This is a genomic window from Pseudomonas sp. BNK-44-b (assembly GCF_047456245.1).
Classification (GTDB): domain Bacteria; phylum Pseudomonadota; class Gammaproteobacteria; order Pseudomonadales; family Pseudomonadaceae; genus Aquipseudomonas; species Aquipseudomonas machongensis.
Window position 1 is genome coordinate 1,136,694 of sequence record NZ_CP179908.1, and the last position, 26,731, is coordinate 1,163,424.

Annotated in this window: 19 protein-coding genes; 11 read left to right on the top strand and 8 right to left on the bottom strand. The window is 63.7% G+C overall.

Translation table 11 applies throughout. From position 1 onward, the window contains the following. Nucleotides 1-135 precede the first annotated feature (135 nt). Complete coding sequence (locus ACMGGG_RS05465) at nt 136-1,458, top strand: DEAD/DEAH box helicase (RefSeq protein ID WP_065861475.1); 1,323 nt, start codon at nt 136-138, stop codon at nt 1,456-1,458. 181 nt (nt 1,459-1,639) lie between these two features. Here the strand turns inward: ACMGGG_RS05465 and ACMGGG_RS05470 are convergent, their stop codons facing one another. Both ACMGGG_RS05470 and ACMGGG_RS05475 read right to left on the bottom strand, forming a co-directional pair. Continuing rightward, a complete protein-coding gene (locus tag ACMGGG_RS05470; RefSeq protein WP_414155021.1) occupies nt 1,640-1,912 on the bottom strand; it encodes a hypothetical protein in 273 nt (90 codons plus the stop codon). Nucleotides 1,913-2,014: 102 nt separating this feature from the next. After that, a complete protein-coding gene (locus tag ACMGGG_RS05475) occupies nt 2,015-2,530 on the bottom strand; it encodes an SPOR domain-containing protein (protein ID WP_414155022.1) in 516 nt (171 codons plus the stop codon). 405 nt (nt 2,531-2,935) lie between these two features. Between ACMGGG_RS05475 and ACMGGG_RS05480 the strand changes: the two genes are divergently transcribed. The 3 genes from ACMGGG_RS05480 (at nt 2,936) to ACMGGG_RS05490 (ending at nt 5,014) form a co-directional block, all read left to right on the top strand. Next, nucleotides 2,936-3,340, top strand: a complete 405-nt coding sequence (locus ACMGGG_RS05480) for a hypothetical protein (RefSeq protein WP_054893282.1) — start codon at nt 2,936-2,938, stop codon at nt 3,338-3,340. 99 nt (nt 3,341-3,439) lie between these two features. Further along, on the top strand, nt 3,440-4,366 hold the full coding sequence (locus tag ACMGGG_RS05485; RefSeq protein WP_414155023.1) for a DMT family transporter: 927 nt from the start codon (nt 3,440-3,442) through the stop codon (nt 4,364-4,366). 402 nt (nt 4,367-4,768) lie between these two features. Then, nucleotides 4,769-5,014 (top strand): DUF3077 domain-containing protein, encoded by a 246-nt coding sequence (locus ACMGGG_RS05490; protein ID WP_063543760.1) that lies wholly within the window; start codon nt 4,769-4,771, stop codon nt 5,012-5,014. Between the two features lie 207 nt (nt 5,015-5,221). Here ACMGGG_RS05490 and ACMGGG_RS05495 read toward each other — a convergent pair whose 3' ends face one another. Further along, on the bottom strand, nt 5,222-6,391 hold the full coding sequence (locus ACMGGG_RS05495; RefSeq protein ID WP_063543762.1) for a YbfB/YjiJ family MFS transporter: 1,170 nt from the start codon (nt 6,389-6,391) through the stop codon (nt 5,222-5,224). A gap of 106 nt (nt 6,392-6,497) precedes the next feature. On the opposite strand from ACMGGG_RS05495, the gene ptrR reads away from it, so the two are divergent. Both ptrR and ACMGGG_RS05505 read left to right on the top strand, forming a co-directional pair. Further along, on the top strand, nt 6,498-7,391 hold the full coding sequence (gene ptrR / locus ACMGGG_RS05500; RefSeq protein WP_054893277.1) for a putrescine utilization regulator PtrR: 894 nt from the start codon (nt 6,498-6,500) through the stop codon (nt 7,389-7,391). 124 nt (nt 7,392-7,515) lie between these two features. Continuing rightward, complete coding sequence (locus tag ACMGGG_RS05505) at nt 7,516-7,644, top strand: PA1414 family protein (RefSeq protein ID WP_256093825.1); 129 nt, start codon at nt 7,516-7,518, stop codon at nt 7,642-7,644. A 226-nt stretch (nt 7,645-7,870) separates the two neighbouring features. On the opposite strand, the gene ACMGGG_RS05510 is transcribed toward ACMGGG_RS05505, so the two are convergent. Beyond that, nucleotides 7,871-9,250, bottom strand: coding sequence for a sodium:solute symporter (locus tag ACMGGG_RS05510; RefSeq protein ID WP_414155024.1), 1,380 nt, complete (start codon nt 9,248-9,250; stop codon nt 7,871-7,873). Between the two features lie 141 nt (nt 9,251-9,391). Further along, complete coding sequence (gene speB, locus ACMGGG_RS05515) at nt 9,392-10,342, bottom strand: agmatinase (RefSeq protein ID WP_063543768.1); 951 nt, start codon at nt 10,340-10,342, stop codon at nt 9,392-9,394. Between the two features lie 227 nt (nt 10,343-10,569). Here speB and ACMGGG_RS05520 point away from each other — a divergent pair, with 227 nt between their 5' ends. The 3 genes from ACMGGG_RS05520 (at nt 10,570) to ACMGGG_RS05530 (ending at nt 14,068) form a co-directional block, all read left to right on the top strand. Continuing rightward, nucleotides 10,570-11,463: a LysR family transcriptional regulator gene (locus ACMGGG_RS05520; RefSeq protein WP_112897730.1), complete on the top strand. Its 894-nt coding sequence runs from the start codon at nt 10,570-10,572 to the stop codon at nt 11,461-11,463. 140 nt (nt 11,464-11,603) lie between these two features. Further along, a complete protein-coding gene (locus ACMGGG_RS05525; protein WP_063543770.1) occupies nt 11,604-13,169 on the top strand; it encodes a methyl-accepting chemotaxis protein in 1,566 nt (521 codons plus the stop codon). Nucleotides 13,170-13,468: 299 nt separating this feature from the next. Continuing rightward, a complete protein-coding gene (locus ACMGGG_RS05530) occupies nt 13,469-14,068 on the top strand; it encodes a tRNA-uridine aminocarboxypropyltransferase (RefSeq protein ID WP_414155025.1) in 600 nt (199 codons plus the stop codon). A 24-nt stretch (nt 14,069-14,092) separates the two neighbouring features. Here the strand turns inward: ACMGGG_RS05530 and ACMGGG_RS05535 are convergent, their stop codons facing one another. From ACMGGG_RS05535 to ACMGGG_RS05545, 3 genes are all read right to left on the bottom strand, one after another. Continuing rightward, nucleotides 14,093-15,448, bottom strand: coding sequence for an HlyD family type I secretion periplasmic adaptor subunit (locus tag ACMGGG_RS05535; protein WP_063543774.1), 1,356 nt, complete (start codon nt 15,446-15,448; stop codon nt 14,093-14,095). Nucleotides 15,449-15,502: 54 nt separating this feature from the next. Beyond that, nucleotides 15,503-17,638: a type I secretion system permease/ATPase gene (locus ACMGGG_RS05540; RefSeq protein WP_414155780.1), complete on the bottom strand. Its 2,136-nt coding sequence runs from the start codon at nt 17,636-17,638 to the stop codon at nt 15,503-15,505. Between the two features lie 76 nt (nt 17,639-17,714). Beyond that, complete coding sequence (locus tag ACMGGG_RS05545; RefSeq protein ID WP_414155026.1) at nt 17,715-19,088, bottom strand: TolC family outer membrane protein; 1,374 nt, start codon at nt 19,086-19,088, stop codon at nt 17,715-17,717. 479 nt (nt 19,089-19,567) lie between these two features. Between ACMGGG_RS05545 and ACMGGG_RS05550 the strand changes: the two genes are divergently transcribed. Then, nucleotides 19,568-26,029, top strand: coding sequence for a retention module-containing protein (locus ACMGGG_RS05550; protein WP_414155875.1), 6,462 nt, complete (start codon nt 19,568-19,570; stop codon nt 26,027-26,029). Then, nucleotides 25,977-26,708, top strand: coding sequence for a type I secretion C-terminal target domain-containing protein (locus tag ACMGGG_RS05555; RefSeq protein ID WP_414160014.1), 732 nt, complete (start codon nt 25,977-25,979; stop codon nt 26,706-26,708). Before ACMGGG_RS05550 ends, ACMGGG_RS05555 begins: the two co-directional genes overlap by 53 nt. Nucleotides 26,709-26,731: the final 23 nt, after the last annotated feature.

Sequence of the window (26,731 nt, forward strand, 5' to 3'; positions counted from 1 at the left end):
CAATGCATTCAGTGGGTCGAACGGAGCGCCATTAGAGCGCGGAAACCGCGAATGTTGCCAAAAGAAATTCGGCTACAGCTGCGGAAAACGTTACCCTATGCAACCGAATTGTCCGCATCTGTCTGAGGTACACCCGTGTTTTCCCAATTCGCCCTGCACGAACGCCTGCTCAAAGCCGTGGCCGAGCTGAAATTTGTCGAGCCGACCCCGGTGCAGGCGGCGGCCATTCCCCTGGCCCTGCAAGGGCGTGACCTGCGGGTCACGGCGCAGACCGGCAGCGGCAAGACCGCCGCCTTCGTGCTGCCGCTGCTCAACCGCCTGGTCGACCTGAGCGGGCCACGGGTCGAGATCCGTGCGCTGATCCTGCTGCCGACCCGCGAGCTGGCGCAGCAGACCCTCAAGCAGGTGCAACTGTTCTCGCAGTTCACCTACATCAAGTCCGGCCTGGTCACCGGCGGTGAAGACTTCAAGGAACAGGCGGCGATGCTGCGCAAGGTGCCGGACGTGCTGATCGGCACGCCAGGTCGCCTGCTCGAACAGCTCAATGCCGGCAACCTCGACCTCTCCCACGTGCAGGTGATGATCCTCGACGAAGCCGACCGCATGCTCGACATGGGCTTTGCCGAAGACATGGAGCGCCTGTGCAAGGAGTGCGAGAACCGCGAGCAGACCCTGCTGTTCTCCGCCACCACCGGCGGTGCGGCGCTGCGCGACATCATCGGCAAGGTATTGAAGGATCCTGAGCACCTGATGCTCAACAGCGTCTCGCAACTCGCCGAAGGCACCCGTCAGCAGATCATCACTGCCGACCACGACCAGCACAAGGAAGCGATCGTGCAGTGGCTGCTGGCCAACGAGACCTTCGACAAGGCGATCATCTTCACCAACACCCGCGCCCTGGCCGACCGCATTTATGGTCACCTGGTGGCCAAGGATGTGAAGGCTTTCGTCCTGCACGGCGAGAAGGACCAGAAGGACCGCAAGCTGGCCATCGAGCGCTTCAAGCAGGGCAGCTCCAAGGTGCTGGTGGCCACCGACGTGGCGGCCCGTGGCCTGGACATCGACGGCCTGGACCTGGTGATCAACTTCGACATGCCGCGCAGTGGTGACGAGTACGTGCACCGCGTGGGCCGTACCGGCCGTGCCGGTGGCGAAGGTTTGGCGATCTCGCTGATCACCCACAACGACTGGAACCTGATGTCGAGCATCGAGCGCTACCTCAAGCAGCAGTTCGAGCGCCGCGTCATCAAGGAGGTCAAGGGCACCTACAGCGGGCCGAAGAAGGTCAAGGCTTCGGGCAAGGCAGTGGGCGCGAAGAAGAAAAAGGTCGACAAGAAGACCGGCGAGAAGAAGACCGCCGCCAAGCGCAAACCAACCGCCAAGCCGCGCCCGAACGCGCCGCTGGCCAGCTCCGATGGCCTGGCACCGCTGAAGAAGCGTACGCCGAAGGCAGAATAACCCCCCCCCACCCCTGTGGGAGCGGCCTTGTGCCGCGATCGGGCGCGAAGCGGCCGCAACCCAGTCACCGTGGTGTTCCAGAAACATCCCGGCTGCCTGGTTTGCGGCCGCTTCGCGTCCGAGCGTGGGACAAGTCGGGGCGCCGAACCCCGCTCCCACAAAGGCTGTCAGGCTGCTTGATTCAGCCCGCCTTTTGCTCCGCCTCTTTCAACTCCTTCACCCGCTTGTCGATCAGTTGGCATTTGTCCGGCAAGTCCTTGCTTGCCGTCCCCAGCTCCATGCTCTGGAGTTCGTCGTTGATCTCCTTGGCCTTCTGCGGGTTCTGCTCGGTCAGTTGAGTCACCAGCTTGGCCAGTTCCTCGCGCTTTTGCGTGGCTTCTTCCGGTGTGCAGGCCCAGGCGGGCAGGGCGCAGGACAGGGTGGCGAGCAGGGTGATGCGGCATAGAGTGTTCATGAGCTTGGCCTCATGGCGGGGTTATCCGGTTGAGGTCTGAGGGGCGCTGAAAGTTCATGTCGTAGCCCGAATGGACTTACCTTTCAGTGGAGGCGCGAATGCTCAGGCTTCTTGCTCCCTCGACACCGATCGCCACGTCACAAGCCCATCGATCCCAAGATCTGACTTCAGGTAATTCAGTGTATTGCGCGCCTGGGCTTTTTCTTCGAACGGGCCGGCGAACAGGTGAGGGGGTTCATCGAGAATCGCGGGAATGTCCATCAGTTCGATCTGCTTGGCGAGACGTTCAAATTCTTCGTCGGTTTCAGCAGTAATACGTGCTACCCAACCACTGCGCTCTCTCAACGCTATGGGCTCTACTTCCGCTGCGCAGTGCTTGCAGCGTGAGGCTGAGGCCTTTATGTCCTGTGCGCAGGAGGGGCAAGGGCGCAGATCTTCGTGCACCAGGCCGTCAACGCCAGTTTTTGCTCGTCGTGGCAGTACCAGCACGGTGATCAATGCCAGGCCAGGAAAGAAAAAACCGATCGCAATCCATCTTGGCACTGAGCGGCCGCGGCTTTTGGCTGCATAAGCAGTCATCGCCAGGATAACGATCCAGAGCACCAGAAAGAGATTCATTGCAATTCCTTATTTTGATCCTTGAGCGAGACTCCGCGGTTCCAGGCGGCGGGTCGCTCAGCGAAATTCCGTTCTGCGAGGGCATTGCGCCACGCTGGCAACGGTCATGACGGGTTTGTTTGAAGCTTGTACATGCTTAACCCGCAAGGGTTAGGGCCGTGCTTTACGGCGTCTGGCGCAGCGGTCGGCTATTTCAGCACAGCTCAGATGAGTCGTGTTGATCTGTTTTGGGAACTGCAGAGAAGGCTTTTCTCGCGTACATGAAAACAGTCAGTCCGAAGTCCCGTAGGCGCCTGTTCGCAGGCCCAGCCGACTCCAGCCGTGTCCTGTCAATGATTTGAACGGACCTCCAACGCCTCCGGTCCCATGCTGTGTACCCACCGTCCACAGCAAGAGGCCACTGCCATGAGCACCTACGACTGGGACCTGATCGAACGCTTGCTGCACGAGGTGCAGAACGGCGCAGGTCAAAGCTTCACGCCACGCCCCTACGCCGAGCAGCATGCTGCGGCGATGGCCGCCAAAGGCCAGCCGGTGGGCGATCTGGATCAGCTGAAAACCCGCGCCTGTGAATACGAAAAGCTGCTGTTCCAACGCGGCTTCATCGAAAGCCGACCTGAAGAGGATGGCGGCAACGGTGAAAACTTCGTGCTCACCGAGCGCGGCTCGCGCCTGCTCAGCCTCATCGACAGCGCGATTCCAGGAGCGGACAGCCCACGCTTGAAGCTGGATCAGCAGGCAGATGCGCTGGATGAGTCCACCTTCGATCAGGTCTCAAGCAAGCCGCAGATCACGCCAGGTGCGATTTAGGCTGGTATCGGCAGGGCGGGCGCACCGATAATCGGCAATGGATCCATTTTCCGACTGCCGAGCGTTGCCCATGCCCCTGACCCGCTACGAGGCCCGCCCATGAGCGCGGCCCGCAAGAACACTGACGCTTTTGCCCTGCAGGTGATGCTGGGGTTGTGCCTGATCTGGGGCTCCCAGCAGGTGATGATCAAATGGGCTGCCGTGGATATCGCGCCGGTGATGCAGGCGGCGTTTCGCTCCGGTATCGCTGCAGTGCTGGTCGGGCTGCTGATGTGCTGGCGGGGCGGCTGGGCGCAGTTGGGCAGCACCTGGCGCGCGGGTTTGCTGGCCGGGGCGTTGTTCGGGCTGGAGTTCCTGTTCATCGCCGAGGGGCTGAAGCTGACCTCGGCGGCGCATATGTCGGTATTTCTCTATACGGCCCCAGTGTTCACCGCGCTGGGGCTGCACTTCATATTGCCCAGCGAGCGTCTGCGTTTGTTGCAGTGGCTGGGGATTGCGCTGGCGTTTGCCGGGATTGCCCTGGCCTTTGCGGGCGGGCTGTCGCTGGATCAACTCGATGGGCGGGTGCTGCTCGGCGATGCCATGGCGGTGCTGGCCGGGCTGATGTGGGGTGCGACCACGGTGGTGGTGCGGGCTTCGCGGCTGTCGGAGGCGCCGGCGACCTTGACGCTGTTCTATCAGCTGATGGTGGGCTTCGTCGGCTTGCTGCTGATGGCGTTGTTCAGCGGGCAGATCGGTGCGGTGTCGTTCACGCCGTTGGCACTGGGCAGCGTGCTGTTCCAGGGGTTGGTGGTGTCGTTCTTCAGTTACCTGACCTGGTTCTGGTTGCTGCGCCAGTACCTGGCGTCGAACCTGGCGGTGTTTTCGTTCATCACGCCGTTGTTCGGGGTGACGTTCGGGGTGTTGTTGCTGGATGAGCCGCTGAGCGTGAACTTCGTGGTGGGGGCGGTGATGGTGCTCGGTGGTGTGGTGCTGGTGAGTGCCGAGCCTTGGGTGCGGCGGCAGTTGCGTCGGGCGGTGGGGTAAGGCGGGCTGTGGCGTGTCTGATTTTTCCTAATTCTCGGGCGCCGGTGTCAGGTTTTGAGTCGTTAGGATCTATCCTACGCGGCTTGCGGAAGCGTCTTAATTGTCGTGGAAATGCGTCAGGGATAACTTCGCCGGGTCGTCATTTGGCGACCGGGCGTGAGAAACCCGACGACGTGGCAGCGGCACTTCTTTATGGCAGCCGTGTGCGGACGGGCTTCGGTCCGGCCGGGCTCTCACGTCCTCGGTTTCTCACTCCGTGCACGGTTGCCACCCTAATTCCGTGAGAAAGAGTGGGGTGGTGATATCTCTGACCAGACGTGAGATTTGACCCCATGAAAAAGCTCGTCCCCGATCCACCCCGCCTTAAGCACGTTCCCCGCACCACAGTGAGGAAACGTGAACATGACTGATCTATCCGATGGCTACACCACCGCCGGTGTGGCGACTTTCCTGGACATGTACCGCGTACAGCCTGGCATTCCTTTCGAGCGGGTGCTTGAAGAAGTGTCGGTGATCCTTGGCTGTGTCCGCGAATTGAGCGAGCAGGAACAGGTGGACCCGGTGAGCATCACCGCACTGCACTACCTGAGCGCGATGGCCAAGGCGTTGCTGAACGACCTGGAGGTTGGGCGTAACTCGGTGCATTGAGGCCACTGCCCGGCTACGAAACCGCCTCGACCCTGTAGGAGCGGGCTTGCCCGCGAAGAAGATATCGCGCTGCCTGGCACGGGCTACGCCCGTGTTCGCGGGCAAGCCCGCTCCCACAGGGATTGGGCTGGTCTTTAGATTTTGAGCAAGACAGTTGTTCCCACAGGGATTGGGCTGACCTTTAGATGTTGAGCGAGACAGCTGCTCCTACACTGTGGTCGCCAGTTGCTCGGCAGCGCGTTGATCCGATCTGCTTGTCGCCACCAGCAACCCGGCGACCCCCAGCCCCGCAGCCGCCAGCAACAGTGCGGGTTGCAGCCCGCCGCTGAAGTGGTTGCTCAGCGCGGCCAGCAAGGGGCCGCTGAGTTGGCCGAGGGCGAAGCAGGCGGTCAGCAGGCCGGCGTTGCGCTGGGTGGCGTGGGGCGCGAGCTCTCGCGAACGCTGCATCACCAACTGCATGCAGGCCAGGAACGGCGCACCGCACAGCAGTACCCCGAGCCCCAGTCCGATACCGCCGCCCAGCAGGCAGGCCAGCACGCCCAAGGCTTGCAGCCAGAGTGTGGCGGTCAGCCAGACGCTGGTGCGACCCGGGCCGCGCAGGCTGACGATCACCACGCCAAGCGCTGCGGCAAGGCCGAAGCCGGGCCAGAACAGGTCGGCAAGCCACTGCCCCTGGAATTGCTGGCTGGCCATCTGCGAGAGGAAGGTGGCGGGGAGGATGTAGCCGATGCCGTACAACGCATAGACCACCGCCAGACGGGCGATGCTGCGCTGGTGTGGAGCCTGTACCGCTGCGGTGTTGGTCGCAGGCTTCAGCAGATGAGCGCGCGGCAGCCACGGCAGCACAGCCAGCAGCATCACCAGCGCGGCCACCGAGTACACCAACCACAGCGCCGCCGAATCGAGGCTGAGCAGGTGCGCACCGAGCGCGAGGAAACCGGTGACGGCGATTCCCACGCCTGGGCCTGCGAACACCAAGGCGCCGAGTCGCGCGCGACCATGGCTGCTGGCCACGTGCTGGCTGAGGCTGGTCAGCATCACCAATGCCCAGGCGCTTGCCACACCGGTGCCGAAGCGCAGCAGCAGGTGGCTCCAGAATCCGTTGGCAGCCCAGGAGGCCAGGGTCAGCAGCACGCACAGCCACAGCCCGGCATGCAGGCGCAGGCGCACCTGGTGCGGGTGGCGGGCGAACATGCCGTCCACGGCGCCCAGAAAATAGCCGAGATAGTTGGCAGCGGCCACCAGGCCGCCGGCTGTCAGGTCGAACTGGCCCTCGGCAATCAGGCGGGGCATCTGCGGGGTCAGGGCGAAGCGGCCGATGCCCATGGCCATCATCAGTGCGACGGCACTGGCCATGAGTTGCAGTAGGGGCGACATGGTAAGACTCCTGCGCAGTGGTAAGCGATGGATGGCAGGTTAGGAGTTCTTGACTTTCAATAAAATTGAATAATGATGATCAAGTTGTTCTGTTTTGGAGAATGTCGTGGACTTCAGCCAATTGCGAATCTTCCAGGCCGTCGCCGAGGAGGGTTCAGTGACTCGCGCCGCCGAGCGCCTGCACCGGGTGCCGTCGAACCTGTCGACGCGCCTGCGTCAGCTCGAGGAGCAGCTGGGCGTGGAGTTGTTCCTGCGCGAGCGTCAGCGCTTGCAGCTGTCGCCGGCCGGCAAGGTGTTGCTGGACTATGCGCACAGGCTTTCGGTACTGCGCGATGAAGCCATGGCGGCGGTGCAGGGCGGTCAGCCAGCCGGGGACTTCATCATCGGGACCATGTACAGCACGGCGGCCATCCAGCTTCCGGCGTTGCTTGCGCGGTACCATCAGGCCTATCCGGCAGTGAACCTGCAGGTGCAGGCCGCGCCCAGTGGCGAGTTGTTGCAGGGCCTGCTCGAGCGCCGCCTGGACGCCGCGTTGGTGGATGGCCCGCCGGGGCTGGCCGGGCTCGATGGCGTGCCGTTGTGCGAGGAACGGCTGGTGCTGATCACCAGCCCTGAGCATCCACCGGTGCACAGTGCGCGTGATGTGGCCGGGCGTTCGGTGTTCACGTTCCGCCAGGGGTGTGCCTACCGCATGCGTCTGGAGGCCTGGTATGCGCACGACCACACGCCAATGGGGCGGGTGATGGAGATCGAATCGTACCAGGGCATGCTGGCGTGCGTGATCGCGGGGGCGGGGGTGGCGATGATGTCGCAGTCGATGCTCGACAGCCTGCCGGGCCGCGAGCGGGTCAGCGCGCATCCGCTGCAGGCGCCGTTCGATCATGCCGAGACCTGGCTGATGTGGCGCCAGGGCATGTGCGGGGCGAATTTGCAGGCGTGGATCGACCTGCAACAAGGTGAAACAGTAAACCGGCTGTCGGAGTACGGCGTTTCCGCTTGATCTGCGGCAAAATCGCCCATATCTGTAAGATTAGACGCAGGCGATATACAGAACATGGGACTATGATCTGTATGAAGCATCGCAGGACTGATTTGCCGCAAGGCTGACCCGTGAAGGGGGCACTATGAACAAGCGCATGTACAACTGGCTCCACGACCTTGCCGTCGCCCTTGGTCTGGTACCGCCGCCATTGCAACCGGTACCGATCCCCACCGACGAAGAACAGCGCAAGCGCCAGCCGCGTCGGCGCTGATTAGCGCAGGAAAAAGGCCGCTGCATCCTTGGGGGATGCGGCGGCCTTTTGCGTCTTTGCAAGGGGGATCTGTGGTGTGGCTTTCGCAGTGCATGGCACCGGCTTCGCCGGTGATCGCGGGACCAGCCCGCTCCCACAGGGATTGGGCTGACCTTTAGATTTTGAACAAGACAGCTGCTTCCACAGGGTAGGGGCGGGCTGGTCCGGAGATTTTCTGCCCTGGAGATCAGGCCAGGTTCACCGCCGCCGTCGGTTTACGCGACATCAGGCTGACCACGACAAAGCTCACCAGGCCTACCGCCAGGCTGTAGTAGATCGGCGAGTTGGCATCCAGGCCGTCCGTGAACATGAAGAACAGCGCGGTGGCAAAGCCCAGCGACATGCTGGCGATTGCGCCCGGGGTGGTGGCGCGTTTCCAGAAGATCGCCCCGATCAGCGGGATCAGCATGCCACCAACCAGCAGGTTGTAGGCCAGGGTCAGGGCACTGATCACATCGTTCACCGCCAGGGCGATCACCAGCACGGCCACGCCAGTGAGCAGGGTGAACAGGCGGTTCACGCCCAGGCTCGAGCGCTTGCCACCACGCAGCTTGGGCAGCAGGTCTTCGGTCAGGGTGGTGGACGCCGCCAGCAGGCCGGCGCTTGCGGTCGACATCATCGCCGCCAGTGCCGCCGCCATCAGCAGGCCACGGATGCCGTCGGGCAGGGTGGTCTTGATCATCTCGGCGAAGGCGTTGTTCGGGTTGGCCAGGTCTGGCATCAGCACGTGGGCGGCCATGCCGATCAGCGCGCAGGCCAGGCCGTAGATCACGCAGTACACACCTGCGGCGGTGCCGGCGCGCTGGCAGACTTTCTCGTCACGTGCGGTGAACACACGCTGCCAGATGTCCTGGCCGATCAGGATGCCGAAGAAGTAGATCAGGAAGTAGGTGATGATGGTGTCCCAGCCGATGGTGGTGAGCTGGAAGCTCGCCGCCGGCAGCTTGGCCACCAGTGCATCCCAGCCACCGGCCTTGTACAGGCAGACCGGCAGGAGGATGAACATCAGGCCCACGGTCTTGATGACGAACTGCACGATGTCGGTGAGGGTCAGCGACCACATGCCGCCGATGGTCGAGTAGACCACCACCACGCCACCGCCGAACAGCAAGGCCATCCAGAACGGCACATCGAGCAGCACTTGCAGCACGGTGCCCATGGCCAGCGTGGAGACCACGCCGATCATCAGCGCGTAGGCCAGCATGATCACTGCACTGGCCTGGCGCGCCATCGGGTTGTAGCGGCGCTCCAGGACCTGGGTCACGGTGAAGATGCGCAGGCGCAGCAGCGGTTTGGCGAGGAACAGGTTCAGGGCGATGATGCCCAGGCCCAGGGCCGCGCACAGCCAGAAACCGGAAATGCCGTGGACATAGCCCAGGCGCACGGTGCCGACGGTGGATGCACCGCCGAGCACGGTGGTGGCCATGGTGCCCATGTAGAGGGTCGGGCCGAGATTGCGTCCGGCGACCAGGTAGTCTTCGTGGGTCTTCGCACGCCGCATGCCGTACCAGCCAAGCCCGAGCATGCCAGCGGCGTAGATCAGTACAACAATGATGTCCAAGGCCATGGGTGTCTCCGATTATCTTTATTATGCGAGATCGATCGCTCGGACGCTCTCACCGCGTCCGGCGCTCCTCATCGAGTGTTGGCGGGCCTCTATGGCCCTGTCCCACGGCTCCTGCCTGGGTATTGCAGGTGTTTCAGGTGATCAGCGACGCACTACGCCGGGAAGCACGCAGAGCATTTCGAACAACAGGTTGGCGCCCAGCAGCGAGGTGTTGCCGGTGGTGTCGTACGGTGGCGAGACCTCGACCAGGTCGCAGCCGATCAGGTCCAGGCCGTGGCAACCGCGGATGATTTCCATCGCCTGGATGGTGGTCAGGCCGCCGATTTCCGGGGTGCCGGTGCCTGGCGCCCAGGCCGGGTCGATGCCGTCGATATCGAACGACAGGTACACCGGGCCACCGCCGACCTTCTCGCGCACTTCGGCCATCAGCGGCTCCAGCGATTTGTGCCAGCACTCTTCGGCCTGCACCACACGGAAGCCCTGGCGGCGGCTCCAGTTGAAGTCATCGGCGGTATAGCCCTGGGCGCGCAGGCCGATCTGCACCACGCGGTCGCAGTCCAGCAGGCCTTCCTCGACGGCGCGGCGGAAGGTGGTGCCGTGGGCGATCTTCTCGCCGAACATATGATCGTTGACGTCGGCGTGGGCGTCGATGTGCACCAGGCCGATCTTGCCGTGCTTCTTATGCAGGGCGCGCAGGATCGGCAGGGTGATGGTGTGGTCGCCACCCAGGGTCATGGGGATGACGTTGTGTTCGAGGATCTCGTCGTAGGCTTCTTCGATGATGCGTACGGCGTCGAGCAGGTTGAAGGTGTTGATCGCCACGTCACCGATGTCGGCGACCGACAGCGAGTCGAACGGGGCGGCGCCGGTCGCCATGTTGTACGGGCGGATCATCACCGATTCGGCGCGGATCTGCCGCGGGCCGAAGCGGGTACCGGAGCGCAGCGAGGTGCCGATGTCCAGCGGCACGCCGATGAAGGCGGCGTCCAGGCCTTCGGCGCTTTGCAGGTGGGGGAGGCGGAGCATGGTGGCGATGCCGCCGAAACGCGGCATTTCGTTGCCGCCCAGTGGTTGGTGGAGAATCTTGTCCACGGTGGGCCTCATCAGTCGGTCGATTGTTCTGTTTGTTCGAACCTGTGTCGCGGCACGCTCGGCAAGCGCGAAGGCGCCGGCGACCAGGGACATTTCGGCCAAGTCTGCGCAAGGTAGTGCGCCGGAAGAATCGCTACCGACAAATACTTACTTCAGGAATTTCTGAACTATCGCGACGAAGGCGCGGTAGACTCTGACGGATTTCCACTCTGCGGAACCTGTGCGCCATGGCCTCATCGCTGCCCGACCTGAAACTGCTGCGCATCTTCGTCAGCGTGGTGCGTCACCAAGGTTTCGCCAACGCCCAGCGTGACCTCAACCTTTCCACGTCGGCCATCAGCACCTACATGAGCCAGCTGGAAAGTGCCCTGGGCCTGGTGCTGTGCCACCGCGGCCGTGGTGGTTTCAGCCTGACCAGCAAGGGTGAGCTGTTCCACCAGGAGACTTTGCGCCTGCTGGGCGAGCTCGACGGTTTCGAGCAATACGCTGCGGCGCTCAAGGGTGAGCTGCGCGGCACCCTCAACCTGGGGGTGATCGACTCCACCGTCGGCGATCGCGCGCTGCCCCTGGCCGAGGCGATCGGCGCCTACAGCCAGGAGCACCCGGCCGTACACTTGCACCTGTCGGTGTCCAGCCCTTACGAGCTGCAGCTGGGTGTGCAGGACAACCGCCTGGACCTGGCCATCGGCGCCTTTTCTTCGCGCATGAGCGGCCTGGTGTACCAGCCGTTGTACCGCGAGCAGCACTGGCTGTACTGCAGCAGCCGCCACCCGCTGTTCAGCGAGCGGCGTATTCCGGCGCAGGTCATCACCCAGCAGCGCATGGTCGGGCGCGGTTACTGGAGCCAGGCGGAGCTGGCCCGTCACGGCTTCAAGCACAGCGCCGCGACCGTGGAAAGCATGGAGGCGCAGTTGATCCTGATCCTGTCCGGTGCCTACATCGGTTACCTGCCTGAGCACTATGCCCAGGCCTGGGCTGACAAAGGTGATCTGCGAGTGTTATCGCCGTCTACCTTCGGCTATCAGGCACCATTCTCTTTGATCATCCGGCGTGGGCGCAGCCGCGAACCGTTGATCCAGACCTTCCGTGACCTGCTCAAGTCGCAATTGAATGTGGGCTGATCGGCGCTGCCGAAAATACATTCCGTCAGGTCGGGAACTTTTCTTACAAATGCTCATCCCTCACGTGAAAATGCTCTGCTAAACCTTTACTTGCTTTGATGAAATTTCCCCCTCGTCTACACAAGCAAGGACCGCCCGAGATGCGCACGAATCTGCCGGTAACCGAGCATGAAAGAACGTTCTCCAGCGAGCAGCGGTTGATTTCCACCACCGACCTGAACAGCCGGATCACCTACTGCAACGATGCGTTCGTGGCGATCAGCGGATTCACCTACGACGAGTTGGTGGGGCAGCCGCACAACCTGGTGCGCCATCCCGACATGCCGCCGTCGGTGTTCGGCCATATGTGGGAAACCATCAAGCAGGGCAAGCCGTGGATGGGGGTGGTGAAGAACCGCGCCAAGAACGGCGACTTCTACTGGGTCAGCGCCTATGTCACGGCGGTCTACGAGAACGGCCGCATCAGTGGCTACGAATCGGTGCGTTCGGTGCCGACCCGCGAACAGATTCGTCGTGCCGAAGCGTTGTACGCACGCCTGCGGGCCGAACGCTCGCCAGTGCCCTGGGCGGCGCGGCTGGCGCATGGCCTGGGGACTGGCTGGCCACTGGTGGGTGCCGGGCTGATTGCGGCGGCAGGCTACCTGTGGCTACCGCCCTATGCGGCGCTGGGCCTGCTGATGGTCAGCCTGTTCAGTGCCTGGTACCTGATCGAGCACCGGCAGAACCAGGCCATCCGCCGTACCCTGGCCGAGCATCCCAAGGCCTTCACCAGCCCGCTGGTTGCCCTGACCTACAGTGACAACCCCGGTCTGCGCGGCCAGCTCGACCTGGCGATCATCAGCGAAGAGGCACGTCTGCAGACTGCGCTCACGCGGCTGGTGGACGCTGGCGTTGGGGTCAAGTCACGGGCCGCACAGTCAGCGGAACTGTCTGATGCCCAGGCGCAGATGCTCGACCGACAGCGCAGCGAAACCGACCAGTCGGCCACCGCCATCGCGCAGATGGCGGCGACCATCCAGCAGGTGACCCATAACGTGCAGAGCACCGCCCATGCGGCCGGCGATGCCGACCAGCTCGCGCAGCAGGGCAGTGACTTGGCCCAGCAGAGCCTGCGGGCCATGGGCAGCATGAGCGAGGCGGTGAACGACATCGGCCAGGCGGTCAATGCCCTGGCCGAGCAGACCCAGTCCATCGGCAGTGTGGTGGATGTGATCACCTCGATCGCCGAGCAGACCAACCTGCTCGCGCTCAATGCCGCAATCGAAGCGGCGCGTGCCGGGGAGCAGGGCAGGGGCTTTGCGGTGGTGGCCGACGAGGTGCGTTCGCTGGCCCAGCGCACCCGCACCTCCACCGAGGAAATCCACCAGATCATCGCCTCGCTGCGGGCCGGTGCCGAGCGTGCGGTGAGCAGCGCCAGCCGCGGTGAGCAGATTTCCCGCGACAGCGTGCACAGCGTCGAGGCGGTGCAGTCGGCACTGACAGGCATCGTCCAGGCGGTGAGCCGCATTACCGGTATGAGCCAGCAGATGGCGACTGCGTCCGAGCAGCAGAGCCATGTGGCGGAGGATATCAACCAGCAGATCGTGCGCATTGCCCACCTGTGCGACGAAAGCGCTGGGCAGGCGAAGCAGGGCGCCGAGATCAGCCAGGACCTGGAGCGGATGGCGGAGTACCTGCATAGCCTGGCGGAGCGGTTCAATCGTTAGAGGGGATGGCGACGCCGACAAACCTGCTCCTGCCAGGTACTGCGATCTGCTGTAGCAGCCCCTGCATCCTGTGTAGCTGCACAGATCCTGGGGCCGCTGCTCGGCCCATCGCGGGACGAGTCGGGACGCCGAACCGCCGCTTCCACAGGACAGCGCCGCATTCGAGGCGCGTGGTGCTGTCCTGTGGGAGCGGCGGTTCGGCGTCCTGACTTGTCCCGCGAATGGCCCGCAAGGCGGGCCCCGATTTCCGGCATATAGCCCCGGCATATGGCAAAATCCCTCCGCCAACGGAGACCCCCATGCCCAGACCCCGCTGCGAGCGCTGCCAGCGCCCGCTCGCCCATTGCCTCTGCCCACTGATCCCATCACTCGACAGCCGCACCCGCGTGGTCCTGCTGCAGCACCCCAGTGAAACCAGCCACGCCCTGAACACCGCCCGCCTGGCGGCTTTGGGGCTGCGCAATGCCGAACTGTTGATTGCTGAGGTCTTCGAGGATCTGCCCGCACTGCTGGCCACTCCCGGCTATCGTCCGGTGCTGTTGTTCCCGGGCGAGCAGGCCGAGGTGGTGTCGGCCTATGGCGAAGGCGATGCGTTGCCGTTGCTGCTGATCGTCCCAGACGGGACCTGGCGCAAGGCACGCAAGTTGCTGTACCTCAACCCGCTGCTCGAGGAACTTCCGCGGGTGACGCTCGGCCAGCTCCAGCCCTCGCGCTACCGACTGCGCAAGGCGCCGGAGGCAGGTGCGGTGTCGACCATCGAAGCGGTGGTGCAGGCGTTGAATGTGTTGGAACAGCCAGCGAATTTCGATGAATTGCTCAGGCCGTTCGAGGCGTTGATCGAGGGGCAGATCAGCGCCATGGGGGCTGAGACCTTTGCTCGGAATCATGGGGGAGAATGATGGTCACCACCAATCCCAAGACCCTCACCGCTCGCGCATCGCCTCGGTCCGGGCCTTCATCACCGGCTTGAGCAGGTAATCCAGCACGCTCTTCTGCCCGGTGATGATGTCCACTGTCGCGGTCATCCCCGGGATGATCAGCAGCGGCTTGTTGTCCCCGCCCAAATGGTTTTTCTCGGTGCGCACCTGGATCAGGTAGAACGCATTGCCCTTGTCGTCGGTGACGGTGTCGGCGCTGATCAGCTCGAGCGTGGCCTTGAGCCCGCCATAGATGGTGTAGTCGTAGGCACTGAACTTGACCATCGCCACCTGCCCCGGATGCAGAAACGCCACGTCCTGCGGGCGCACCTTGGCTTCGATCAGCAGGTTGTCCTCGATTGGGACGATCTCCACCAGGTCGCTGCCGGGCTGGACCACGCCGCCGATGGTGTTGACCTTGAGCAGCTTGACGATGCCCCGTACCGGCGACACCACGGTGGTGCGGTTGACCCGGTCGTCGATGGCGATGCTGGTGGCGGTGATCTTCGACAGTTCCGTGCGCTTGTCGTTGAGCTCCTTGGCGGCGTCCGAGCGAAAACTTGCATCGGACTCCTGGATCTTGCTGCGAATCTCGGCGATGGCCGCTTCGGCGCGAGGGATGGCCAGGTTGGTCGCGTTCAGTTGGCCGCGGGCTTCGACGCTGCGCTGCTTGAGGCGCAGGATCTCCACCGGCGAAATGGCGCCCTTGCTCACCAAGGGTGACGACATGTCCAGCTCCTGCTGCAGCAGGCCAACGGCCGAACGGTACTGCTCGACCTTTGAGCGGAATTCGGCGAGTTCCTGGGTCTTCTGCCGCAGTTGTTCGTTGAGCGTCTGCTTCTCGCTGGCGAGCCGGCGCTGGCGTGATTGATAGAGGGCGATTTCGTCTTCGGCCACCTGCGGTGCCTTGGCGCGGACTTCGTCCGACAGCGCGAAGGGGCGCCCTTCTGCCTCGGCCGACAGGCGCTCGACCTGTGCGGTCAGGGCATAACGGTCGGCTTCGCTCTCGCCCTTGTTCGACTTGAAACGGGTGTCATCCAGGCGCAGCAGGGTGGCGCCCTTGTCGACCATCTGCCCTTCGCGCACGAAGATCTCGGTGACGATGCCGCCTTCGAGGTTCTGGATCACCTGCACCTTGCTCGAGGGGATGGCCTTGCCTTCGCCGACCGTGACCTCGTCGAGCACGGCGAACTTTGCCCAGACCAGGGCCACCAGCAACAGCGCTGCTGCCAGCCACACCGTGATGCGCGACAGGCGCGGCGAGTCCTGCAGGGTGGCACCTGCCAGCTCCGGCATGTAGTCGCGCTCGGCATGCTTGTCGGCGCCGGAGAGCTGGCTGCGCACACTATGGCTGAGGGGCATGTCTACCTCCGATGAAAACCACGGTGCCTGTGGCAGCGCCGTCCTTCACGTCTTTTACAGGGCTGCGCCGATACGGCCTTTGCGCAGGGCGTCGATCACCGCGTCCTTCGGCCCGTCGGCCACCACCTTGCCGTTGTCCAGTACCACCAGCCGATCCACCAGGCTGAGCATCGAGCTGCGGTGGGTGACCAGCAGCAGGGTCTTGCCGGGCACCCAGGCCAGCAGGCGTTGGCGCAGTTGGTCTTCGCTGCTGTTGTCCATGTGGCTGGTGGGTTCGTCGAGGATCAGGATCGGCGGCTCCAGCAACAGTGCACGGGCCAGCAGGACGGCCTGGCGCTGGCCGCCGGAGAGCAGTTGGCCGCGCTCGCCCAGCGGGCGGTCGAAGCCCTGCGGGTGTTGGCGGGCCAGTTCGCTGACTCCGGTCAGCTCGGCGACTTCGAGCATGCGCGCATCGCTGACGTGGCGTGCGCCCAGGGTCAGGTTGTCGCGCAGACTGCCTGCCAGCAGGGGCATGTCGTGGGCGACATAGCCAAGCTGATTGCGCAGGTCGGCGATATCCAGCTGGCGCAGGTCAAGGTTGTCCAGCAGCACCTGGCCTTCGTCAGGGTGATGAAACCCCATCAACAATCGCCCGAGCGTGCTCTTGCCCGAACCGCTGCGGCCGATGATGCCGATGCGCTCGCCGGGCTTGATCGACAGGTTGATATCGTTCAGTGCGGCGGCGACCTGGCCGGGGTAGCGGAACGTCACGTGGCTGATGCCCAGGCCGCCTTGCAGCACCGTATGCTCCAGCGCCTGCTGACCGGGTTGGCGCTCCTGTGGCAAGCTCATCAGTGCGTCGGTGCTGCGCATGGTCAGTTGTGCTTGTTGGTAGCGGGTGATCAGCCCGGCGATCTGGCCCAGCGGCGCCAGCACCCGGCTGCCGAGCATGTAGCAGGCGACCAGCGCGCCCACGCTGAGGCTGCCGGCGATGATCGAGTAGACCCCCGCGACGATGGTGGCCATGCCGCAGAACTGCTGGATGAACAGCGTGCCGTTGCTGGCCAGGGCCGACAGGTTGCGGGCATGGGCGTCGAGACGGGCGATGGCGCCGTTGGTGTGTTCCCACTGGTATTGGCGTTCGCTTTCGGCGCCACAGGCCTTGAGGGTTTCCAGGCCGCCAAGGGTTTCGATCAGCAAGGCCTGGCGCACGGCGCCGAGGCTCAGGCTTTTCTGCACCGTATCGCGCAGGCGTATCTGGATGAACAACGCCACGCCCACCGCCAGGGGGAAGGCGACCAGCGGGATCAGCACCAGCCAGCCGCCGAGCAGGCCGATGACCAGCAACATCAGCACCACGAAGGGCAGGTCGATGATGCTGGTCAGGGTCACGGCGGTGAGGAATTCGCGCAGGCCCTGGAAGTCGTGGATGCTCTGGGCGAAGCCGCCGATGCTGGCCGGACGTGCTTTCATGGCCATGCCGGTGATGCGTTCGAACAGCGTGGCCGACAGGATCAGGTCGGTCTTCTTGCCGGCCTGGTCCAGCAGGTGTGCGCGTACCATGCGCAGCACCAATTCGAAGGCGGTACCGATGAACAGGCCGATGACCAGCACCCACAGGGTCGAGAGGGCCTGGTTGGGCACCACGCGGTCGTAGGTCTGCATCACGAACAGCGGCACCATCAGCCCGAGCAGGTTGATCAGAAGGCTGGCCAGCAGGGCATCGCTGTACAGCCAGCGCGAATGCTTGAGGGTGTCGCGAAACCAGGCTTCGACCCGTGGCAGCAGTGGCGTACGCAGGTCTTCGAGGGTATGTCGTGGGCGGGCGAACAGGGCTTGCCCGCTGTAGGCCTGCTCCAGCGCCTGGCGCTCCACCCATTGCTCGCCACCGTCGGCCTCGCACGGCAGGATCAGCGCCCGTCCATCTTCGCTCCAGCGTTGCAGTACGGCGCTGCGTCCATCGCCGAGCAGCAACAGTACCGGCAGGTTCAGTGTATTGATGGCGCTCAGTTCGCGGCGCAGTACGCGTGCCTGCAGGCCGGCGCGGGCGGCGGCGCGGGGCAATAGTTCGAGGCTCAGGCGCTGGTCGGCCAGCGGCAGGCCGGCGCACAGGCTGGCACGGCTGGCCGGGCACCCATGAACCTTGCACAGGATCAGCAGGCCATCGAGCAACGGATCATCCGCAGCCAGGGTGGGCTGCGTGCTTTGCATACTGGTCACGATGGCCTACTCCTGCCGCGGTGGACGGGAGGCGGCTGCAGAGGTCTACAGCCGCCTGATGCAGGGCCTAGCGCATGTCGGGCAACTGCGCCTCATTGCGTACGTCGGTCTTGGCGATGGCCTCCGGTGGCAGCGAGATGCGCTGCTTGCTCAGCAACTCGCCCATGGTCGCCAGCACCCGGTACATGGAAAACTCTTCGGTGTAGCGCACCTCGGTGTAGCGGCGGTTGGCGTTGTACAGCTCGTTCTCGCTGTCGAGCACGTCGAGCAGGGTGCGCTGGCCCAGGCCGAACTGGTCCTGGTAGGCACCGCGTACGCGTTGAGTGGTCTCGGCGTATTCGCGGGCGCTAGGGGTCTGCTTGCGCGCGTTGTTCATGGCGTTCCAGGCCAGGCTCAGGTTCTCGGTGAGCTCGCGCAGGGCATTGTTGCGGATGTCCATGGCCTGGTTGATCTTGTGCGCATCGGACTGCAAGCGCGCCTTGTCGCTGCCGCCCCGGAACAGGTTGTAGCTGAGCTCGACGCCGGCCTGCCAGTCGTTGTTGCTGTGGCCGCGCTCGCCGCCCAGGTTGTTGTTGGCGCCGGTGGCCAGCACTGCGTCCAGGCGCGGGTAGAACGGCGACTTGGCCACTTCGTACTGTTTCTCCGCCGCGTTGACATCGGCCTGGGCGGACTTGAGGTACGGGTTGTTCTCGCGCATGCCCTGGCGGGCTTCGTCGAGGGTGCCGGGCATCTGGATCTTGATCGAGGTCGGCGTTTCCAGTTCGTCCGGCTGGCGACCGATGACGCTGTAGAAGTTGGCCTCGGCGTCGGCCAGGTCGACCTCGGCGGTGTCCAGGTTGTTTTCCGCCAGGGCGCGACGGGCGCGGGACTGGTCGAGGTCGGCGGTGCTGCCGACACCGCGTTCGCTGCGCAGGCCGATCTGGTCGTTGACGCGCAGGTGCGCCTGCAGGTTGTTCTTGGCCAGGGTCACCAGCTCACGGCGCTTGAGTACTTCCAGGTACACCTCGATGGCGCGCAGGGCGACATCCTGGGCGATGGCCTGGGTGTAGTACGCGCGCGAGGTGGCCACCGATTCGGTACGCCCGACTTCGTTGGCGGTGTTGAAGCCGTCGAAGATCATTTGCCGCAGGCGCAGTTCGGACTGTGTGTAGTTGAGGGTTTCCTTGTTGTGGTTACGCGTGCCGTCGGGGTTGATGCCGCGCGTATTGAGGTTGTCCGAGCGCTGACGGCCATAGCCAGCCACCAGGTCGACCGTGGGGAAGTAGCCTCCGCGCGCGAACTTCACATCCTCATCGGCCGACAGCTTGCTGTTGCGATTGGAGCTGATCTGAGGGTGGTAGTCCACGGCGCTCTGGACAGCTTCGGTGATCGACATCGCCTGAGCGTTGGCACAGGCCATGGCCAACAGAATCGCACTGGTGATGGGGGTTAACACGCGCATGGGGTACTTCTCCCTGGTCTTTAAAAAGATCCTGCTATTCGCCAAAAAAATGACGAAAAATTGAGTTGAAACCGTTTCAGGTTTGTAACAACAGAGCTAAGAACATTTAACGGGCGAGCTAAGAAGATTTTTTCATAAGGTCTATGCGAAAAAAAACTTATGCGGTCTAAGCAAACCGAGACATTGTTCTATTCAAGCGCTCGGGTAAATCGGCTGCAGTACCTGATTTCCGGGCTTCTGAGAAAGTTCCAGATTTTTTGCAGCTAAGGACCCTGGAGAGGACAACAACGGCGGATTTTGGCGACAAAAAATTGGCATTAAAATAATGGCCAATTACCACTACCGCACGTGTTGAGCTGTCTTGGTGAAGGCGATTTCTCACCCTTGTGACAGACGCGAGACCCGCAAAGGATCGCTTCCCGCATTACCTGGCCTGTCCGCCACTGCAGAAAGCCAATCGGCAGGGGAGGCGTGCGTTCATGGCTAAATCAATTGGCGTGGTCAGCAAGGTCATAGGCCAGGTATTCGCGGTGGGCAGCGATGGTGCCAAGCGCCTGCTGGTGGAGGGCGACCGCCTGTTCGCTGGCGAGCAACTGGAAACCGGGGCCGCCGGTGCTGTGGCCGTACGTTTGCACAACGGCGCCGAGCTGACGTTGGGACGAGGCAGCAGCCTGGAGATGACCCCGGACCTGTTGGCCAACCGAGCTCCCCACGTACATGCCCCTGATACGCTGCCCAGCCAGGCGCAGCTCAGCGATGTCGAGCGCCTGCAACAAGCCATTGCCGCAGGTGCCGACCCGACGCAGGAGGGCGAGGCACCCGCCGCCGGGCCTGGCGCCAATGGCGCGCCCGGGGCCTTGGGCGGCGGGCACAGCTTCGTGTTGCTGACCGAAGTGGCCGGGCGGGTCGATCCGACCATCGGCTTCCCTACCGCAGGCTTCAACGGTATTCCGGAACTGGCCAACCGCTACATCGGTACCCTGGATGTCGACAACAACGCAGGGCCGTTCGGGCCTCCGGCCATTCCACCGATCAATCCTCCTGTAAATCCGCCTGTCACACCGCCGGACAATCCTGTGACCCTGCGCGGGCTCGACCTGAGCCCCGCCGAACTGACCCTCAACGAAGCGAACCTGCCGTTGGGGTCGGCCAGCAACCCGGCGGCCCTGACCCAGTCCGGCAGCTTCACCGTGGTCGCGCCGGATGGTGTGTTCAACCTCAGCGTCGGTGGTATCAACGTGGTGACTGCCGGGGTGGTGACCGGCGTGGGCCAGTCGATCACCACGGGCCTTGGCAACATCCTCACCATCACCGGTTACAACCCGTCCACGGGCGTGGTCAGCTACAGCTACACCCTCACCGGCGCCGAGCAGCATCCGGACGGAGCGGGCAGCAATGAACTCGGCGAGCATTTCCCGGTGCTGGTCAGCGACACGGATGGCGATGTGGCCAGTGGTTCGCTGGACGTGATCATTCGCGACGATGTGCCCACGGCGGTCAACGACACCAATGCGGTCACTGCCACCGAGCAGCACACCCAACTTACCGGCAACGTGCTGGACAACGACGTCCAGGGCGCTGATCGGGTGGTCGGCGGCCCCGTGGTGGCCGGTACCTACGTCGGAACCTACGGCACCCTGGTGCTCGCTGCGGACGGCTCCTATACCTACACGCTCAACCCCGAGGATGCGGACTTCAAGAACCTCAACGGTGGCGGACATGGCGTCGAGACCTTCACCTACACTCTGAAGGATGCGGACGGTGACACCAGCAGTGCGACCCTGACCCTGAACATCACCAACCTCGACGATCCGGTAACGCTCGGCGGCCTGGATGTGGAGGGCGGTGAACTGACGGTCTACGAGAAGCACTTGAGCAACGGCAGTGCGCCGGACAGCACCGCCCTGACCCAGAGCGGCAGCTTTACCGTCAGTGCACCGGACGGCCTGCAGACCCTGACGGTCGGCGGTATCAGCGTGGTCAGCGGCGGCCTGGTGGCGGGCTTCCCGCAGTCGATCACGACCGCGCTGGGCAACACCCTGACCATCACCGGCTACAACCCGACCACCGGCGTGGTCAGCTACAGCTACACCTTGCTCGGTAACGAAGGCCATCCCGTGGGCGAGGGCACCAACAGCCTGAGCGAGCATTTCAGCGTGATCGCCCAGGACACCGATGGCAGCAGCGCCATGGCCACCCTGGATGTGAACATCGTCGACGACGTGCCCCAGGCGCAGCCCGATTCGGCCAGCGTGGTGGAAGGTGGCACGGTCAGCGGCAATGTGTTGCTTAACGATCAGTTGGGCGCCGACCAGGCTGGCACCAGCAATGTGGTGGTGGGCGCGCGGGCGGGGTCCGATACCTCGACCTCGGCCATCGGCAATCTCAACACCGCGATCGGTGGCCTGTACGGCACCCTGACCATCGATGCCGCCGGCAACGCCACCTACCATGCCAACCCGAATGCCGTGGCGCCGGCCGGCGCCACCGATGTGTTCGTCTATACCATTCGCGACACCGACGGTGACGAAAGCACCACCACCATCACCATCAACGTCAAGGACTGCTCGCTGATCGCGGGGCCTAACGATGGCGTGACGGTGTACGAGAAGGCGCTGGACCTGGTGAAGGACGGCAATGACCTGGCGCCGGGTACCGTCACCGGCAGTGCGCCGAGCTCCACCGGCGAAACCGCCTCCGGTAGCCTGGCGGGTTCGGTGAGCGGTGGCATTGGCGCCCTGACCTATACGCTGGTGGGCAGCGCGGTGGGCCAGTATGGCCAGATCCAGCTCAATGCCGATGGTTCCTACACCTACACGCTGACCTCGGCGCCGAAATCGCCGGATAACGTCAATGATGGGCCGAACAGTCTGACCGAGAGCTTCACCTACGAGGTGAAGGATTCGCTGGGCAACTCGACCACCAGCACCATCGTCATCACCATCGTCGACGACGTGCCCAAGGCACACAGCGATTTCGCCAATGTCTTCGAGGGCGGCACGGTCAGTGGCAACGTTCTGGTCAATGATGTGTTCGGTGCCGATGTGGTGGCCGATGGCAAATATGTGGTCGGGGTTCGCGCAGGCGGGGACACTTCCACGTCGGCCATCGGCCAACTGGGCGTCCAGGTGGTCGGTCAGTATGGCTACCTGACCCTCGATGCCCAGGGCAACGCGACCTATCACGCCAACCCCGACAGCGTCACGCCGCCCGGTGCCACGGATGTGTTCGTCTACACCATCCGCGATGCCGACGGTGACGAGAGCACCACCACCATCACCATTGATATCCACGACTGCTCGTTGGTCGCGACGCCTGATGGCGGCGTGACGGTGTACGAGAAGGCGCTGGACCTGGTGAAGGATGGCAATGATCTGGCGCCGGGCAGCGTCACCGGCAGCGATCCGCATTCCCCAGGCGAGACGGCATCGGGCTCGCTGGCCGGGTCGGTGAGTGGCGGTATCGGGGCGATGACCTTCACCCTGGTGGGCAACGCCACGGGGCAGTACGGGCAGATTCAGCTCAATGCCGATGGTTCCTACACCTACACCTTGACCTCGGCGCCGAAATCGCCGGGCAACGTCAACGACGGCGCGAACACGCTGACGGAGTCCTTCACCTACCAGGTGAAGGATTCGCTGGGCAACTCTACCACCGGCACCATTGTCATCAGCATCGTCGACGATGTGCCCAAGGCGCACTGCGATGTGGCCAGCGTGACTGAGGGCGGTGTGGTCAGCGGCAACGTACTGGACAACGACATTGTCGGCGCCGATGTGCGGGGGGACGGCCAGTACGTGGTCGGCGTGCGTGCCGGCTCCGACACCTCGACTTCGGCGATTGGCCAGGTCGGCAGCCAGGTCATGGGCCAGTACGGCTACCTGACCGTCGATGCACAGGGCAATGCGACCTATCACGCCAACCCCAACAGCGTGTCCCAGGCCGGCGCTACCGACGTGTTCGTCTACACCCTCCGCGACGCCGACGGCGACGAGAGCACCACGACCATCACCATCAACGTGCACGACAGCAAGCTGGTGGCCTGCGAAGACAGCGAAGTGAAGGTGTATGAAAAAGCACTGGACCTGAACAAGGATGGCAACGACCTGGCGGCAGGCAATGTCACCGGCAGCGACCCGCACTCGACAGCGGAAACCGCATCCGGCAGCCTCGCGGGCTCGGTGGGAGGGGGTGTTGGCGCCCTGACCTTCAGCCTGGTGGGCAACGCCACTGGGCAATATGGCCAGATCCAGCTCAATGCCGATGGTTCCTACACCTACACATTGACCTCGGCACCGAAAACGCCGGGCAACGTCAATGACGGTGCGAACAGCCTGACCGAGTCCTTCACTTATCAAGTGACGGACTCCGTAGGTAACTCGACCACCAGCACCATCGTCATCACCATCGTCGACGACGTACCCAAGGCCCATTGCGATGTGGCCAGCGTGACTGAAGGTGGTGTGGTCAGCGGCAATGTGCTGGACAACGATATTGTCGGTGCCGATGTGCGGGCAGATGGTCAGTATGTGATCGGTGTGCGCGCAGGCTCCGACACCTCGACCTCGGCAATTGGCCAGCTTGGCAGCCAGGTCATGGGCCAGTACGGCTACCTGACCCTCGATGCCCAAGGCAATGCGACTTATCACGCCAACCCTGACAGTGTGTCCAAGGCCGGCGCTAGCGACGTGTTCGTCTACACCATTCGCGATGCCGATGGTGACGAGAGCACCACGACCATCACCATCAATGTGCAGGACAGCAAGCTGGTGGCCTGTGAGGACCGTGACGTAACCGTGTACGAGAAAGCGCTCGACCTGGTCAAGGACGGTAACGACCTGGCGGCGGGCACGGTCACGGGCAGCGACCCGCACTCAACGGCGGAAACCGCCTCCGGCAGCCTGGTGGGATCGGTCGGCGGGGGTGTTGGTGCATTGACCTATAGCCTGGTGGGCAATGCTGTCGGCCAGTTCGGGCAAATCCAGATCAACGCCGACGGCTCCTACACCTACACCCTGACCTCGGCACCGAAAACGCCGGGTGGGGCGGACGATGGCGCCAATCGAGTCGTCGAGTACTTCACCTACAAGGCCACCGATTCACTGGGCAACAGTGTCACCAGCAGCATCGCCATTTCCATCGTCGATGATGTGCCCAAGGCCGTGTGCGCCGAGCGCAGCATCACGCCCGGCCAGGTGGACTCCAATATCCTGCTGGTGATCGATGTCTCCGGCAGCATGAACGTTGACTCTGGTGTGCAGGGGCTGAGCCGTCTGGCCTTGGCCAAGCAGGCGATCAACGCCTTGCTCGACAAGTACGACGACATGGGCGATATCAAGGTGCAGATTGTCACCTTCGCCACCGGGGCCTGGGTCAAGACGCCGGTCTGGGTGTCGATCGCCGAGGCCAAGAGCATCGTCGCCGGGCTGAGCGCCGACGGTTCGACCTACTACGACTCCGCCGCGACCAAGGCGCAGGAAGCCTTTGTCACCAGCGGCAAGATCGCGGGGGCGCAGAACATCAGCTACTTCTTCTCCGACGGCGTGCCCACAAACGGCCATTCGATGACCGCCGTGCGCGAAACAGCCTGGGAAAGCTTCCTCGACAACAACGGGATCAAGTCCTACGCCATTGGCCTCGGCACCGGGGTGAATCAGGCCAACCTCGACCCGCTGGCCTACGATGGCAGCAGCCATGTCGACACCGACTCGGTGGTGGTCACCGATCTGAGCCAGCTCAGCGCGGTGCTGTCCGGCACGGTACAAGGTGCGCCGATTACCGGCAGCCTTATGAGCGGTGGCCACTTCGGTGCCGATGGCGGCTTCATCAAGGCGCTGCTGGTCGATGGCACCACCTACACCTTCGACCCGAAAGCCAACGCCGGCCAGGGCGGCTATACGGTAGCCGGTGGCCCGGACAAGGCCAGTTTCGACACCACCGGCAATACCCTGTCGATCAAGACAGCGCTCGGTGGCACGCTGCTGGTGGACATGGACACCGGCGAATTTACCTACACGCCGCCAAAGGACGCCGGCAGCAGCCAGGTCGAGAAATTCGGCTTCACTGTCAGCGACAACGATGGCGACACCAGCAGTGCCAGCCTGGTGGTGAAGATCAACAGCAACAGCGCCCCGGTGGCGGGGGCCGACCACATCATCACCAACATCGCCGGTGCCAGCGTCACCGTACCGGCCGAGGCGCTGCTGGCCAATGACAGCGATGCGGATCACGACCACCTGAGCGCTGCGCCCATCACCTTCAACACGGGCTTTGCCGACAAAGGCGCGGGCTTCACGGTGGGCAGCCAGGTGCAGACGCTCAAGTTCGACGGCACCGCCAACAAGCCCGAGAACCAGCTCAAGGACCTGGCGCGCAGTGACTTCACTGCGGTCTCGGGTTCCATGACAGCGGCCTTGGTGATTGCTGGCTACCTGGGTTCGATCAGCACCGGCAATGCCAACGATGAGGACACATTGACCGTAACCCTGCGCAAGGGCGAAAGCCTCAGCCTCGACCATGACCGCCCGGCAGGCAACCTGATGCTGGAATGGAAGGATGCCAATGGCAACTACCAGCCCATCGCCGACGGTGGCAGCTTCACGGCCAGCCACGACGGTGTGTACAGCATTCATGTGATCAACAGCGAGAACGCCCTGGGCAACAGCAAGGCGGCGGAGAACTACAAGCTGAGCCTGGTGATCGACTACAGCCATGCCGAAAGCGAGGTCTACCAGGGCAGCTACACGCTCAGCGACAACCATGGTGGCAGCGCCTCCGGGGCGGTGGACATCACCTATCAGGCAGGTCACACCTTGCAGGGCACGGCGGGCGACGATGTACTGCTGGCGGGCAATGGCGATGACACCTTGAACGGTGGTGCCGGTCACGATGTGCTGGTGGGAGGGGTGGGGAACGACGCCCTGTACGGCGGGGGGAGATGATCTGCTGATCAGTGGCCCCGGCAACGACCTGCTGGACGGTGGGCCAGGCAATGACACCGCCAGCTACGCGTCGGCCACTGCCGGGGTGACGGTCGATCTCGGCCATGCCGGTGCGCAGAACACCGGCGGTGCGGGGCTCGACACCTTGGTCAGCATCGAGAACCTGATCGGCTCGGACTACAACGACACGCTGATCGGCAACGATGGGGACAATGTGCTCAGCGGCGGCCTGGGGGACGACATCCTCATCGGCGGTGGCGGTAACGACATCCTCATTGGCGGGCCAGGCAACGACACACTCACTGGCGGCAGCGGCAACGACACCTTCGTCTGGCAGAAAGGCGACACCGGGCACGACCGGGTGACCGACTTCACGCCGGGCAGCGACCGGCTCGACCTGTCGCAATTGCTGCAGGGCGAGAACGCCACGGCGGCGTCACTGGATGACTACCTGCACTTCAAGGTCAGTGGCAGTGGGGTCAATGTGGTCTCGACCATCGAGGTCAGCAGCGTGGCGGGCGCTGCGGCGACCCAGACCATCGATCTTGCCGGTGTCGACCTTGCCCAGCATTACGGGGTGACGGCGGGGGCGGGAGGCATGATCGCGGCGGGGCACGATACCGCGACCGTCATCAACGGCATGCTCAACGATCATTCGTTGAAGGTGGATACCGTGTGACGACCGGGCTTGCTTTCCGTAGC